General features: G+C 31.7%; 20 protein-coding genes and 2 pseudogenes (2 of these 22 running past the window's edge). 16 read left to right on the top strand and 6 right to left on the bottom strand.

All coding sequences use genetic code 11. From position 1 onward, the window contains the following. The 10 genes and pseudogenes from A2255_02045 to A2255_02000 form a co-directional block, all read left to right on the top strand. Positions 1-166, top strand: a pseudogene (locus A2255_02045) (50S ribosomal protein L16); it begins 239 nt to the left of the window's first position. Between the two features lie 4 nt (positions 167-170). Further along, a complete protein-coding gene (locus tag A2255_02040) occupies positions 171-380 on the top strand; it encodes a 50S ribosomal protein L29 (GenBank protein ID OGI22674.1) in 210 nt (69 codons plus the stop codon). Between the two features lie 85 nt (positions 381-465). After that, positions 466-675 carry a 30S ribosomal protein S17 gene (locus A2255_02035; GenBank protein OGI22676.1) on the top strand — a complete coding sequence of 70 codons (210 nt, stop codon included), beginning with the start codon at positions 466-468 and terminating at the stop codon, positions 673-675. Between the two features lie 31 nt (positions 676-706). Further along, entirely contained in the window at positions 707-1,075 is a 369-nt protein-coding gene (locus A2255_02030; protein OGI22673.1) for a 50S ribosomal protein L14, read from the top strand. Positions 1,076-1,085: 10 nt separating this feature from the next. Continuing rightward, a complete protein-coding gene (locus A2255_02025; GenBank protein ID OGI22672.1) occupies positions 1,086-1,427 on the top strand; it encodes a 50S ribosomal protein L24 in 342 nt (113 codons plus the stop codon). Positions 1,428-1,438: 11 nt separating this feature from the next. Next, positions 1,439-1,990: a 50S ribosomal protein L5 gene (locus tag A2255_02020; protein OGI22671.1), complete on the top strand. Its 552-nt coding sequence runs from the start codon at positions 1,439-1,441 to the stop codon at positions 1,988-1,990. Between the two features lie 17 nt (positions 1,991-2,007). After that, on the top strand, positions 2,008-2,214 hold the full coding sequence (locus tag A2255_02015) for a 30S ribosomal protein S14 type Z (GenBank protein ID OGI22670.1): 207 nt from the start codon (positions 2,008-2,010) through the stop codon (positions 2,212-2,214). A gap of 71 nt (positions 2,215-2,285) precedes the next feature. Beyond that, entirely contained in the window at positions 2,286-2,681 is a 396-nt protein-coding gene (locus tag A2255_02010) for a 30S ribosomal protein S8 (GenBank protein OGI22669.1), read from the top strand. Between the two features lie 91 nt (positions 2,682-2,772). Beyond that, on the top strand, positions 2,773-3,309 hold the full coding sequence (locus tag A2255_02005) for a 50S ribosomal protein L6 (GenBank protein ID OGI22668.1): 537 nt from the start codon (positions 2,773-2,775) through the stop codon (positions 3,307-3,309). A gap of 16 nt (positions 3,310-3,325) precedes the next feature. Continuing rightward, on the top strand, positions 3,326-3,694 hold the full coding sequence (locus A2255_02000) for a 50S ribosomal protein L18 (protein OGI22667.1): 369 nt from the start codon (positions 3,326-3,328) through the stop codon (positions 3,692-3,694). A gap of 90 nt (positions 3,695-3,784) precedes the next feature. Here the strand turns inward: A2255_02000 and A2255_01995 are convergent, their stop codons facing one another. From A2255_01995 to A2255_01980, 4 genes are all read right to left on the bottom strand, one after another. Beyond that, complete coding sequence (locus A2255_01995; protein ID OGI22666.1) at positions 3,785-4,468, bottom strand: hypothetical protein; 684 nt, start codon at positions 4,466-4,468, stop codon at positions 3,785-3,787. Between the two features lie 17 nt (positions 4,469-4,485). Next, positions 4,486-4,674: a hypothetical protein gene (locus A2255_01990; protein OGI22665.1), complete on the bottom strand. Its 189-nt coding sequence runs from the start codon at positions 4,672-4,674 to the stop codon at positions 4,486-4,488. Between the two features lie 135 nt (positions 4,675-4,809). Beyond that, positions 4,810-5,625, bottom strand: coding sequence for a hypothetical protein (locus A2255_01985; protein OGI22664.1), 816 nt, complete (start codon positions 5,623-5,625; stop codon positions 4,810-4,812). A gap of 66 nt (positions 5,626-5,691) precedes the next feature. Next, a complete protein-coding gene (locus A2255_01980; protein OGI22663.1) occupies positions 5,692-6,783 on the bottom strand; it encodes a hypothetical protein in 1,092 nt (363 codons plus the stop codon). A gap of 324 nt (positions 6,784-7,107) precedes the next feature. On the opposite strand from A2255_01980, the gene A2255_01975 reads away from it, so the two are divergent. Continuing rightward, on the top strand, positions 7,108-7,467 hold the full coding sequence (locus tag A2255_01975; GenBank protein OGI22662.1) for a hypothetical protein: 360 nt from the start codon (positions 7,108-7,110) through the stop codon (positions 7,465-7,467). Between the two features lie 170 nt (positions 7,468-7,637). Here the strand turns inward: A2255_01975 and A2255_01970 are convergent, their stop codons facing one another. After that, positions 7,638-8,060, bottom strand: coding sequence for a hypothetical protein (locus A2255_01970; GenBank protein ID OGI22661.1), 423 nt, complete (start codon positions 8,058-8,060; stop codon positions 7,638-7,640). 393 nt (positions 8,061-8,453) lie between these two features. Between A2255_01970 and A2255_01965 the strand changes: the two genes are divergently transcribed. Further along, on the top strand, positions 8,454-8,837 hold the full coding sequence (locus A2255_01965; protein ID OGI22660.1) for a hypothetical protein: 384 nt from the start codon (positions 8,454-8,456) through the stop codon (positions 8,835-8,837). A 162-nt stretch (positions 8,838-8,999) separates the two neighbouring features. After that, positions 9,000-9,935: a hypothetical protein gene (locus A2255_01960; GenBank protein OGI22659.1), complete on the top strand. Its 936-nt coding sequence runs from the start codon at positions 9,000-9,002 to the stop codon at positions 9,933-9,935. Positions 9,936-9,982: 47 nt separating this feature from the next. On the opposite strand, the gene A2255_01955 is transcribed toward A2255_01960, so the two are convergent. Further along, positions 9,983-10,564, bottom strand: coding sequence for a hypothetical protein (locus tag A2255_01955; protein ID OGI22658.1), 582 nt, complete (start codon positions 10,562-10,564; stop codon positions 9,983-9,985). 393 nt (positions 10,565-10,957) lie between these two features. Between A2255_01955 and A2255_01950 the strand changes: the two genes are divergently transcribed. The 3 genes and pseudogenes from A2255_01950 to A2255_01940 form a co-directional block, all read left to right on the top strand. Further along, a complete protein-coding gene (locus A2255_01950; GenBank protein ID OGI22657.1) occupies positions 10,958-11,716 on the top strand; it encodes a hypothetical protein in 759 nt (252 codons plus the stop codon). Between the two features lie 2 nt (positions 11,717-11,718). Next, the gene (locus A2255_01945) at positions 11,719-12,063 is read left to right on the top strand and encodes a hypothetical protein (GenBank protein OGI22656.1); all 345 of its coding nucleotides are present in this window, start codon (positions 11,719-11,721) and stop codon (positions 12,061-12,063) included. Between the two features lie 69 nt (positions 12,064-12,132). Then, positions 12,133-12,499, top strand: a pseudogene (locus A2255_01940) (cell division protein FtsZ) (it continues 663 nt past the right edge of the window).

The raw sequence follows: 12,499 nt of genomic DNA, 5'->3' as shown, positions 1-12,499 counted from the left end.
AACTCGTATGGGTTCAGGTAAAGGTAACCCTGAATATTGGGTAGCAGTTGTAAAACCAGGCAGAATTCTTTTCGAACTTGCTGGTGTAGATAGAGAGGTTGCAGTTACCGCACTTCAATTAGCAGCTCAAAAACTTCCTATAAAAGTAAGAATCATAGAAAAATAATTAAATGGTGGTGAGTAAAGTGAAACTAAGTGAAATGCGTGAGCGAACAATCGATGAACTAGGCGAACAAGTAATTGCTTTAAGAAAAAAATTACTGGAGCTTAGATTAAATAAATCACTTCATAAGCTTGAAAATACAGCAGAAATTGCAAGTGCTAAAAATGAAATCGCTCAACTTAAAACCGTTATGAGAGAAAAACAGTTACAAAAATAAGCCGAGAGCTATACGTTTAGCTCATCCATGGAGGTTTTTAAACGTGCCTAAGAAAGAAAAATTTGGTCGAGTAGTAAGTAATAAAATGGATAAAACCGTTGTGGTTGAAGTCCAAGAATTCAGATCACACCCAATATACAAGAAAATCATTGCTGAGACAAAAAACTATATGGCAAATGACTTAAACAATGCTTGTATTGAAGGCGATGAAGTTCGTATTGTAGAAACAAAACCAGTTAGTAAGACAAAACGTTGGACAGTAGCTGAAGTAGTTAAAAAGGCTGTTCAGGTTTAGACTATTTATTCCAATAATAAGGAAAAAAACGATGATTCAACAAGAAACAAGATTAAATGTAGCAGATAATACTGGCGCAAAAACGCTTTTATGTATTAGAGTTTTAGGGAGCTCTAATAAGAGATACGCTGGAATAGGTGATGTCATCGTTGCAGCTGTCAAAGATGCAGCACCAAATATGCCTGTTAAAAAATCTGACATTGTTAAAGCAGTTATTGTGCGTACCAAAGCCAGTTTAAGAAGAACAGATGGTACAACAATCAGATTTGATGAAAATGCTGCTGTAATAATTAACAAAGATGGTAACCCTACAGGCACACGTGTATTTGGACCTGTAGCACGTGAGCTTAGAGAAAGAAATTACATGAAAATCGTTTCTCTGGCTCCAGAGGTAATTTAGGAGAATAATCATGGCTAGTTCAAATCAGAAAAATAAATTACACGTAAAAACAGGCGATAGAGTTCTTGTTATTTCCGGTAAAGATAAAGGTAAAATTGGAAATATCAAAAAAACTTTACTTAAAGCAAGTAGAGTGGTTGTTGAAGGAGTTAATATAGTTACTAAGGCTATGAAACCTAATCCAATGAAAAACATTCAAGGTGGATTAGTAAAGCTTGAAGCTCCTATTAATGCATCAAATGTAATGCTTTATTGCTCAAAATGTGAAAAACCATCAAGGATCAGACATGAAGTGTTAGAAAGTGGCCGCAAGGTTCGCGTCTGTAAAAAATGTGGTGAACAAGTAGATTAAGGATCAGAATAATGGCAATAACTAAAGATCTTAAGAAAAAATACACAGAAGATGTTGTACCAGCTCTAAAAAAACAATTTGGTTATGCAAACCCTTATGAAGTGCCTAAGCTTGAAAAAGTAGTACTCAATATGGGTGTTGGAGAAGCTGTTCAAAACGTTAAAATTTTAGATGCAGCAGTTCAGGAATTAACCAAAATCACAGGACAAAAGCCTGTTGTTACAAGAGCTAAAAAATCAATAGCTACCTATAAGTTAAGAAAAGGTATGCCTATTGGAACAATGGTTACCTTAAGAGGTCAAAAAATGTATGACTTCTTACAAAAGCTCATTAGTATCGCTCTTCCAAGGATCAGAGACTTTAGGGGTGTGAATGATAAGAGTTTTGATGGTAGAGGTAATTATTCAATTGGTTTAAAAGAACAAATTCTATTCCCGGAAATTAACTACGATGAAGTAGATATGGTTAAAGGAATGAATATATCAATTATAACCACAGCTAAAACTGATGAAGAAGCGAAAGCTTTATTATCAGAATTAGGAATGCCATTCAGAAAGAAATAACATAAAGGAGATATACCTTGGCAAAAAAAGCAATGATGGAAAAAGAGCAACATAGAAGAGAATTAGTTGCAAAAGGGAAATATCCTAAAGTAAGACTGCATAATCGTTGTAGTATATGTGGACGTCCAAAAGGATATTATCGTGATTTCGGACTTTGTAGACTACATCTCAGACAAATGGCTCATCAAGGCTTACTTCCAGGAGTTACCAAAGCAAGCTGGTAAATATTTAGTTCATTTAAGTAAGTAAAGCGATTAGTTAGTAAGTAATTTAACTCCTAAGAGAGGAAATAAGAATGAATACAGATCCAATAGCAGATATGCTAACACGTATAAGAAATGGTAATATAGCAAAACATTCAAGCGTTGAGATGCCTAGCTCAAAGCAAAAAGAACAACTTGCTGTCTTACTTAAATCTGAAGGTTATATTGAAAATTACGCTGTTAAAGAAGTTGGTAAATTTAAAGTCTTAAGCGTGGATTTAAAGTATGGAGCTAATAGAGCTCCAGTAATAACAAACTTACGTCGTATTAGTAAACCTGGCCTAAGAGTATATAGTAAATCACAAAATTTACCTAAAGTACTTGGTGGATTAGGAATTGCTATAGTAAGCACAAGCAAAGGACTATTAACCGATAGAAAAGCAAGAAAAGAAAAAATTGGTGGTGAAGTTCTCTGCTATGTATGGTAGATGATATAATCATCTAAACCCTAATTCGTAATTCCGAGAAAAGTTTTAGGGAGAGGTAGTTAGATATATCGGGAAATGGAGACAAATTACAATGTCCAGAATTGGTAAAGCCCCAGTAGTGGTTCCAGATAAAGTTGAAGTTAAAATTGAAAATAATGTTGTTACAGCTAAAGGACCTTTAGGAACTCTAAATGTAGCAATTAGGTCTGAAATTACTGTAAAACAAGAAGACGGTAAAATAATTCTTGAAAGAACGAATGATGAGCGTAAAACAAGAGCTCTTCATGGATTAAGCCGTACACTTGTTTATAATCTTGTTAATGGTGTGAATACAGGTTTCTCAAAAAATCTAGAAATACATGGAGTTGGTTATAAGGCAACAAAAGAAGGTAATACATTAATACTTGCTCTTGGTTATAGCCATCCTGTTAAAATAGATCCTCCTGAAGGCTTAGATATAAAAGTCGAAGGAACTAATAAAATAACGGTATCAGGTGCAGATAAACAAGCTGTTGGTGATCTTACTGCTTTAATTCGTAGTAAGAGACCTCCTGAAGTCTATAAAGGCAAAGGAATAAGATATCAAGGTGAGTACATACGTAAAAAAGCTGGTAAAACAGGTAAATAAGCTTAGGTGAATAACTATGATTAAACAAAAAAACAGAAAAGAAATAGCAGCAAAAAGGCATAACAGAATTAGGGTTAAAATTAGTGGTACTTCAGAGAGACCAAGATTAAGTGTTTATAGAAGTAACAAGCATATTTATGCTCAAATAATTGATGATATTAAAGGTGTTACTCTTGCATCCGCTGGTACCACAGAAACAACATTAAAAGACCAAAGTTCTCATGGTGGAGATGTTGAATCTGCAAAAAAAGTTGGTCAACTTATCGCAGAAAGAGCTAAAAAAGCTGGAGTTGAATCAGTAGTATTTGATAGAGGCGGCTTCTTATATCACGGTAGAATTGCGGCTCTTGCAGATGCAGCTAGAGAAGGTGGCTTAGTATTCTAATTTATAATTAGTTTATAAGTATTAGCAAAAAGATGGGGTTTATAAACCCCATCTTTTTGTACAGAAATGATAAATAAGAGAATATATATCTTATTCTTCTATTATTATAAAGCCCTTTTTTCTTAACTCTACCTGGTATTTAAAGCTGGCTTTTACCAGTCTTCCCACATCTTTTTGTTTTATATCAACAAAAGTAAATGCATTAATATATCTGATTTCTCCGTTATAAGTTATCTTTTTACTATAAACGTGTTCACATCTTGAGATTACAGGTTCATTATCTGAGTCGTTTATATATATTGTACATTCTATATCGTAATATTGGTCTAAAGGTTCATTTGATGTATAGCTAAAACCACTTCCACTTATATCTTTTGTTTTTATGTTATAAACTTTTTTTTCAGTTTTTTGTCTATCTATGAACACTGTAAGCTCTGCTTCAAGACTAGCAGGTACTCTTAAATATTCTCTTCTTTGAATATGTTGTGTAAAGTAAGGATGACAAATCCATAATCCTGATATAGTTGATAATTCCTTATCAATAACTTTACTTTCTCCTAGATATATTCCTCCATCCGCATGGATACCTAGGCTAATGGTTTGTCCAACGGGTATATTATAAGTAACCCCGTTGTTACTCGGAGTATCGATAAGAATTCTATCTTCTTCTACCCTTTTAACATAACTTTTCAATGAGTAAAAGTTATGTTCTTTGTCTTCAATTTCAATATCTATCTTTGCTAATTCTTTTATAAAATCATAAATATCTGCCATGATGATTCTCTTAATGTTTAATCTAAAAGATTTTCAAGAACTTCTGCTCTTTTTTCGTTTGCTTCTGTGTTAGTAATTCTGCTTCTTCTAATGTAATTTCTTAAAGCTTCTCTAACCAGTTCACTACGTGTTCTTTGCTCATTAGCAGCAAAGCTGTCGATCATACTTAAAAAATCATCAGACATTGAGATAAGAACTTTGGCCATACTATTCCCTCCTGATCCCTGTTGAAATGGTCTGCATTTGTATATATTATAGCATTATATTTTATATTAGCCATTATGTAACAATATTTAAATAGAAAAATCTTAAAGATGTTTGATTTGTTATATTTTAATACATTATTCGGTAATTATAACAAATCTTTTATAATTATAATCAAGAAAAATGCTTTCGAAAACGCCTTTATCATTGTATTTAATGTTTAAAGATTTAAGTAATTCCTTTTGTACTGAATATTCTTCTTCTCCTTGATTAACAATAATCATTTTTCCATCACGTTTTAGAAGGTTATAAGCTTTAGATAACATTTCTTCAGGTTTAAAGTATTTTAGTGGCAATCCCCAATTTAATAAGGGCTTCTGACTTACAAAGGGTAAAAACCAGGTTATATAATCATATTTACCTTCATGATGCATTAAATCACCCTTAATATAGTTTGTATTTTCAAGATTTCTAATATGATATTTAGCGTAATCATATCTTGAATATAAGTTTGTATATACTCTGAAAGGGTCTATTTCTATGCCTGTTAACTGAATTTTTTTCTCAAAATAGGCGTTTTTAAAGAAATTATATTCTCCTTGAGCATAAAACCAATTTTTAGAACCTATATCAAGAATGGAGATATCATTAGAAGTTAAGTTTAAATTATTATCTAAAAGTTCAATTGTATATAAGGTTTCAAGATAATTTCTTTTAGTTGAATCCTCTTTAAGTCTGCATAAATTATACTTTTTACAATATTCAATTTCTTTTAGCGCTGCTATTTGCTTGTCTTCATCATTTAAATGATCAAATAATCCTGTTTTCGACTCATTTTTTATAAAATAATTTCCCCGTGAAAACTTTACTTTATTTCTAAGCCAGAAATCAAAGTTATTAGCAAGTTTTTTAATGAGCATTTTTCCCTCAGATAATTCCGAAATACTACCCATATTTTAACTCCTAAAAATATTAAAAACCACCTTATAAGGTGGTTTTTAATATTTTTTATATCTAAATTATGATGAAATATATTCTTTTAGATGTTTTGCTTGATGTGAGGCTCTGAGCTTTTTAATAGCTGTGTCTTCAATTTGTCTTATTCTTTCTTTAGAAAAACCAAACATTCTTCCTAATTCCTCTAAAGTCTTGCTATTTCCACCATTTAATCCGAATCTTTCTTTAATGATTTTCTGCTCACGAATAGAAAGTACTGATAAAGCTTCATTAATGTCTTCATGTAATAGACTACTAACAGCTTTATTATGTGGGGCTGTGTGTGTACTGTCAGGTACATAATCTTCAAGGAACAAGTCTTCGCCAATTGGCATATCAAGACTTATAGGTTCCCTTGACATAGCCTTCTTAATATTAGCAACTTTATCTTTTGGCATTTGCATTCTTTTACCTAATTCTTCTAAATTAGGTTCATGCCCTAACTCAAGTGCTAATTCAACTTTAGCTTTTTTAAGTTGTCTAATTTTATCTGACATATGAACAGGAATACGTATTGTTCTTGATGTATTAGCTATACAACGAATAATAGTTTGTCTGATCCACCAGGTAGCATATGTACTGAACTTAAATCCACGTCTGTAATCAAATCTTTCAGCAGCACGCATTAAGCCTAAACTTCCCTCTTGAACCAGATCCATAAAGAGTACACCTTGTCCAACGTATTTTTTAGCAATACTTACTACTAATCTTAAATTAGCCTGTATTAATTTATTCTTAGCTTCTTTTGCTTCTTTTTTTGAGCCTTCTTTAATTTTTCTGCCTAGCTCAATTTCCTCAGTGGAAGTTAACATACGCTTACGTCCAACATCTCTGAGGTACATTTGTAAAATATCATCAGCTTTAAATTCTTTGGTTATAGCTTTTTTACGCTTACTAGGAGCAGAAACTTCAACTACATCTTCCTCGATATCGTTTAAATCAAGGTCAAAATCATCGTTTTCGATGATAGCATCTTTTTTGTCAACTACAAGTTCATCTTCTTCAAGATCAGCTAAATAATCAAAATCTATCTTTGCCGAATTCTTATCAAGCTTTGCAATTTCTGGTATAGCCATTTTACCTTCCTTCTTTGTTAGTCCTCTACCCATATTCATTTATATTGGAGTGAGATTGAAATTTGTTTTAAAGAGTATTTAAAGTTTGCACATTAATTTGGACGATTAATATACTATTTTGTTTCTTTATAATTTACCTGACGGGGTGATGCACTTATTCAATTGGTCAAAAAAATAAATTGTCATTATGTGTAATGACAAAGCCGGGTACGGTAAGAAAAAATATTGTTTTTAGTCCTAAAAGATAATAATAGTTTGTCCAATTTGATTGCCCGTAAGGTGAATTTTAAAGAAATGGTGAAACACTTATAATTCCCTAATAAATAAGAGTATTAACAATTCAAGAATAAGTAAGGAGAAATCATGGCAGAAGATAGAAGAAACAATGCTTTATTAGCAGGAATAGTTGTATTTGTAATCTTGGTTATAGGGATTATTGCTTTAATATATTTTGTGAGCAGGACAGAAATTCCTGAAGGATTAAATCAAACGACTGAGAATATTCAAGTAAATATACAACAACAAACACAGGAGCAAGCACCAGGAACAACTGAGCAAACAGGACAACAACAGGAAACAGTTGCTCCTCTGGAAAATCAACAGCCACAAACTCAGAAGGAACAGCAGCAAGGTAATATGACTCAAGGTCCTGCTGGCAACCAGACTACACAGCAACAGAACAGACAAGCTCCCTCACAAAATACCACAAGTAACGGTAGATGAAATTATAGACGAACCTAGCCACGCTTATTCAGATGCAATATTTGCATCTTTTTTATTGCGTCCTTAATTGCTGGTTACAAGGAAGCAGGCTATAAAAATACGTAAATAAGGTGGAAATATCTCCACCTTATTCACAAACTTATCAGATTATTGAATTATAAGAATTTATTTTATGCCTCTACAGGTTCTTGAGCCTCTTGGCTTTCTTGCTTAATTTTGTAGAAATAAACAACCGGATATTCTCTTGAATAAATTTCCTGTCCGTCTCTTTCCACAATGAAGATAACGTTACCTGATTCTTCACCCATAGCTATATTTACGTTTGAAGCAATAGCATTAAATACTGACTGTTCACTTGTTATTTTAACTTTTATAGCGCCAACTTCAAACTCTTCTCCTGTTGTAACTGCTTTTATTTTGAATTTTAAGTCATATTCACCAGGTTGCCAGCTTGGACCACATATAAATGCCAGATCAAAATTAAATTTTGCTGGTGAATGTATAGCAGTGAGCTGATCCCATATATTAATTGCAGTTAATCTGTTATTTCTAAATATCATTTGTTCTGCAACTAACAAATATTGTTTTTCCATACTAATAACCCTTCCTACTTATTCTACTTACAAAATAGTTAGTTCCATGAAAATACTATATAAAAAACATTTAATAAATTAGTTACTTATACATGATTAATCATACTGCTAGGTTATAGAATTTAAAAATTTTTATATAATTACCCCAATTGCTGTCAAAAATCATATTTTAATCCTAATGGGGCAAAATAATCGTATCAAATTAATTAATTTATAACATTTGCTTATAATAAATGATTTAAGAGATTTTATTTTTATAGTAATAATAGGTTAAATTTAGGTGATGAGGCTCGCCAGTGTTCGCAAGAACCGAACTGCCAGAATAAGTGGGTAATGCTCGCTTTAATGGGCTGATAGCTTCTACTTCATTATCATTAAGGAGGTAGTTCTATTATGTACAATTATATTATGGTTTTTATCGGCGGTGGCATTGGAGCAGTTCTTAGGTTCATCATTACAGTTCTTTCCAATAAATTTTTAGGAGCTGAATATCCTTATGGTACATTTATAATAAATATTACCGGAAGCCTATTTTTAGGCTTTGTATTGGCTTTAGCTGCCGATAGAGTCGAAAACATAAATCCTAATTTAATAATATTCTTAACCATAGGTATTGCTGGTGGATTTACTACATTCAGTACATTTAGCTATGAATCATTAGTATTAATTAAAAAGGGTGAAATACTGAGCAGTATGAGTTATCTCTTTTTAAGTCCTATATTGGGTCTTATATCTGCATACTTTGGAACTTACCTGGCTAAACTATACAATAACTAATATTTTAGTAGTACTACAACGAAAACTGATAACTTTAAATTAAGTCTGCTTGTTTCAAAAGCTATAGTCGATAACTTATCAAGTTAACTAGATTGGCTTTATTGACTAAACAATAATATACTTAAATTATTGAAAAATAGTTTGTAGAAAGACTAACTTTTTATGAAAATAGCTTTTTTTGGTGTCCCAGAAGCTGGAATAGTATGTTTTAATACTCTTATGCAGCATAAAAAAAATATTATTGTTGTTGTTCCACCAACTCCTTCACATTATGCATATGGCATGATGGTTGGTTTAGCAGAACAATATAATATTCCTTGTTTAGCTTTTAATAATTCTCCTAAAGAAGAAAATTTTATTAATGCTTTTAGGGAATTACAACCTGATCTGGCTGTAGTTTGCTCATTTGATCATCTTTTACCACCAGAACTTCTTGAAATTCCACCTTTAGGTTTTATTAACTGCCATCCTTCCCTATTACCTCAATATAGAGGAGGAAATCCATTTTTCCATGGTATCGTAAATAATGAAAAGAAAACCGGCATAACTATTCATTATATGGACAGCTCTTTTGATACAGGGGATATAATTAGTCAATGGGAAACAAATATTGAGCCTGATGAGACTCTAGGCACTTTATTTAATAGATTAAATCTTCAAACCACGCATATGCTTATTGATATAATAAACAAGCTTGAAAAAGGAGAAAAGCCAGCTAGAAAACCTCAACTAAAAAATGGTGATTTTATGCTTGCACCAAATATAATTCCTGAAAAAGGTCATACTTTAATTGATTGGTCAAAGGATGCAGCTTACATAGATAGATTTATAAGGGCTCTAAATCCATTTTTGGGTGCAATAACAAGTTTTAGAGGATGCATAATAAAAATCTGGTCAGGCGTATATCTGGAAAATCATACAGATAATCATCAACCTGGAACCGTGATAAGTGTTACACAGGACAATATTGCAATAGCTACCGGAAAAGGAATATTTTTCCCAACTTGTTTACAGGTAGGAAACTTTGTAATTTCTGATGTGAGAGATTTTATAAGACGTACCAATCCTCAAATTGGTGAAGTTTTCACCAATAATTAATGATTTGAAAAATTAACAGTTATATAACCAAATTTAAAATTCTAAAATTAACCTAAAATACTCAATTCATCACTGACAAATTCTCTTATTTCTGAATTTTCATCAGTTAAGAATTGCTGGAGAATCTCTTTTGCTTGCTGATTTGAATATGTTGCTGCAATATCAGCTATTCCTGTTAGCGCTTTTAGCTTAATTGAAGAGCAATTGTCCTTTGTGGCCCTAACCAGCAATTTAAGAGTATCAACTGAATTTAAATAACACAAAGAAATCACTGCTGATTCTCTCAGATACTTATTTTCATCTTTAAGCATATTTTTTAAATCATAAAACAAATTCACAGGAGCTTTATCAACATATGCTTTTGCTGCAATACTCCTTATAACCTCATTATTACTTGACATTAAAAGTAAAATTTCTTGTTCAGATAGTGAGCTTATGCTATCAACAATTTCTGATATTCCTTTGCTCTTAATATCAGGGTCGCAAGAGGCAATTAATGTATCCAATTTTTGATTAATATTATCAAATCCTGCTCCAATATTTTTTAAATTTATTGGATTAGTTACAAACTGCTTCTTCAAAATATCAGTTTTATTAACATTTTCAGTTTTATTGAAATTTTTAAACATACAAACCTGCTATACTGCTTACTCAATTATATGATTACATATACCATAAGGAAAAATCCTTATTAAATTTTACTTAAAAAGGAGGATTTATTAAGTATGTAAACAAAAATTAACATTTTTTTACATAATATAAAAGTACTATTTATAAATTATATGATGAAACCCGTTACAAAACAGAGGTAGAATACATACTTACAATCTGCGTCAGAACCAGACTTGCTTGAAATTTTAATTAACTTCAAAACCAGGCTTTAAATATTTAAATAAAGTTTGATAATAATACCTTTAATAAAGATCTAAATATTTTTTTATAACATGGTATGCTAAGTTATAATTAAGTTATTAACCTGTTATTCTGCAAGTTATCACATAAAAACAGGTTTTAGAGGATAAATGAGAGCAAAAAGGGATATGGACTGGAAAATCTTTATTAAGCCATACATATCATCTGAAGAATATAAACCGTATAACATTGATTCAAAAAGATTAAATGGTTTTATATTCTTTATAATTCTTGGATTCATAACCTCTTTTAGCCTAATTACAAAGGTTGAAGGAAAATCAGATAATTATAAAACAAGTAATCCTGCACATTTTAAAATTCAAAAATTAAAAGAAACCATTAATAATGTTGAAATATCCAATGCAATGATTGAATCTGAGATACTTCTTTTAAATCATAGTCTGGCTCAGATGTTGGAAAGTAAGGAAAAGCAAGAAATACTGATGTTATCAAGATTTACCGGTACTCATAAAAAGATTGGGCCTGGCATTGTTATCAAATTATCTGACAGTGACAAACCTTTGGAATTATACGAAAATCCTAATATCGGATTAATCCATAATACTGATTTACTGAATTTAATTAATGATTTATGGGCTGCTAAGGCAGAAGCAATATCATTAAACAATGAGAGAATAACTTCCCGTACTGGAATTCGTTGTGTAGGGCCTACTATTTTGGTTAACAAAACTAGAATAGCTCCACCTTTTGTAATAAAAGCAGTAGGAAACCCTCAAGAATTGATAAAATCAGCAGAAAAAGAACACTTACCAACTTTCCAGGTAGCAGGGATAAAATATTCAATAGAAAAATATAACAAGTTAGAAATTCCAGCAGATAATACTATAATATTAGCAGGAGATTTTTAATTATGTGGTTACCTTCAGTTGGTCTTATAATAGGATTGATAATAGGAAGCTTATTTCCATTTAGTATTCCTGTACTAAGTGCTAAATACCTTGCTATCACAGCTTTATCTGCAATAGATTTTATTTTTGTAGGATTTAAAGCCAGATTAAATAATCATTTCAATACAACGTTATTTGTAATAGAATTTATATTAAATACAATCATTGCTATCGGTTTAGTTTATCTTGGCGATATAATGAATGCAGATTTGTTTATGGCAGTGGCCATAGTTTTAAGTGCAAGAATTTTTTATAATATTTCAAGTTTAAATCACCTGTTATTTTTTAAAAATAGTAATATAATGTAGTGTTAGTTAGGATAAAAACGAGGTCAAGCATAAGTGGATAATAACTTTGGGCCAAAAAACTTAGATGACATGTTACCAAGAGGCAATTCTCAAGGTGCAAACAATCAGGCTAATATTAAAGTAGTCGGTGTTGGCGGTGGCGGTGGAAATGCCGTTAATCGAATGATAGCAGCTGGATTAGGCGGTGTAGAATTTTGGGTAATGAATACTGATGCTCAAGTCTTAGAAATGTCTAGCTCTAGCAACGTAGTACAATTAGGTAATAGATTGACAAATGGTCTTGGCGCTGGTGGCGATCCTTCAAAAGGTGAAAAAGCTGCTGAAGAAAGCCGTGATGATATCATGGTAGCTCTTGATGGAGCTGATATGGTATTTATTACAGCAGGAATGGGTGGTGGTACAGGTACAGGTGCTGCTCCTGTTGTTGCACAAATAG

This window comes from Candidatus Melainabacteria bacterium RIFOXYA2_FULL_32_9 (assembly GCA_001784615.1).
Classification (GTDB): Bacteria; Cyanobacteriota; Vampirovibrionia; order Gastranaerophilales; family UBA9579; genus UBA9579.
This window is presented reverse-complemented; position numbering and strand designations above follow the sequence as displayed.

What these genes read in the sequence shown, in the direction of transcription:
- A2255_02025 (OGI22672.1), top strand. Translation starts at nt 1,086, where the DNA reads ATGGCTAGTTCAAATCAGAAAAATAAATTACACGTAAAAACAGGCGAT.
- A2255_01975 (OGI22662.1), top strand. Translation starts at nt 7,108, where the DNA reads ATGGCAGAAGATAGAAGAAACAATGCTTTATTAGCAGGAATAGTTGTA.
- A2255_02020 (OGI22671.1), top strand. Translation starts at nt 1,439, where the DNA reads ATGGCAATAACTAAAGATCTTAAGAAAAAATACACAGAAGATGTTGTA.
- A2255_01945 (OGI22656.1), top strand. Translation starts at nt 11,719, where the DNA reads ATGTGGTTACCTTCAGTTGGTCTTATAATAGGATTGATAATAGGAAGC.
- A2255_02000 (OGI22667.1), top strand. Translation starts at nt 3,326, where the DNA reads ATGATTAAACAAAAAAACAGAAAAGAAATAGCAGCAAAAAGGCATAAC.
- A2255_01965 (OGI22660.1), top strand. Translation starts at nt 8,454, where the DNA reads ATGTACAATTATATTATGGTTTTTATCGGCGGTGGCATTGGAGCAGTT.
- A2255_01980 (OGI22663.1), bottom strand. Translation starts at nt 6,783, where the DNA reads ATGAATATGGGTAGAGGACTAACAAAGAAGGAAGGTAAAATGGCTATA.
- A2255_02030 (OGI22673.1), top strand. Translation starts at nt 707, where the DNA reads ATGATTCAACAAGAAACAAGATTAAATGTAGCAGATAATACTGGCGCA.
- A2255_01995 (OGI22666.1), bottom strand. Translation starts at nt 4,468, where the DNA reads ATGGCAGATATTTATGATTTTATAAAAGAATTAGCAAAGATAGATATT.
- A2255_01950 (OGI22657.1), top strand. Translation starts at nt 10,958, where the DNA reads ATGAGAGCAAAAAGGGATATGGACTGGAAAATCTTTATTAAGCCATAC.
- A2255_02010 (OGI22669.1), top strand. Translation starts at nt 2,286, where the DNA reads ATGAATACAGATCCAATAGCAGATATGCTAACACGTATAAGAAATGGT.
- A2255_02040 (OGI22674.1), top strand. Translation starts at nt 171, where the DNA reads ATGGTGGTGAGTAAAGTGAAACTAAGTGAAATGCGTGAGCGAACAATC.
- A2255_02035 (OGI22676.1), top strand. Translation starts at nt 466, where the DNA reads ATGGATAAAACCGTTGTGGTTGAAGTCCAAGAATTCAGATCACACCCA.
- A2255_01955 (OGI22658.1), bottom strand. Translation starts at nt 10,564, where the DNA reads ATGTTTAAAAATTTCAATAAAACTGAAAATGTTAATAAAACTGATATT.
- A2255_02005 (OGI22668.1), top strand. Translation starts at nt 2,773, where the DNA reads ATGTCCAGAATTGGTAAAGCCCCAGTAGTGGTTCCAGATAAAGTTGAA.
- A2255_01960 (OGI22659.1), top strand. Translation starts at nt 9,000, where the DNA reads ATGAAAATAGCTTTTTTTGGTGTCCCAGAAGCTGGAATAGTATGTTTT.
- A2255_01990 (OGI22665.1), bottom strand. Translation starts at nt 4,674, where the DNA reads ATGGCCAAAGTTCTTATCTCAATGTCTGATGATTTTTTAAGTATGATC.
- A2255_01970 (OGI22661.1), bottom strand. Translation starts at nt 8,060, where the DNA reads ATGGAAAAACAATATTTGTTAGTTGCAGAACAAATGATATTTAGAAAT.
- A2255_01985 (OGI22664.1), bottom strand. Translation starts at nt 5,625, where the DNA reads ATGGGTAGTATTTCGGAATTATCTGAGGGAAAAATGCTCATTAAAAAA.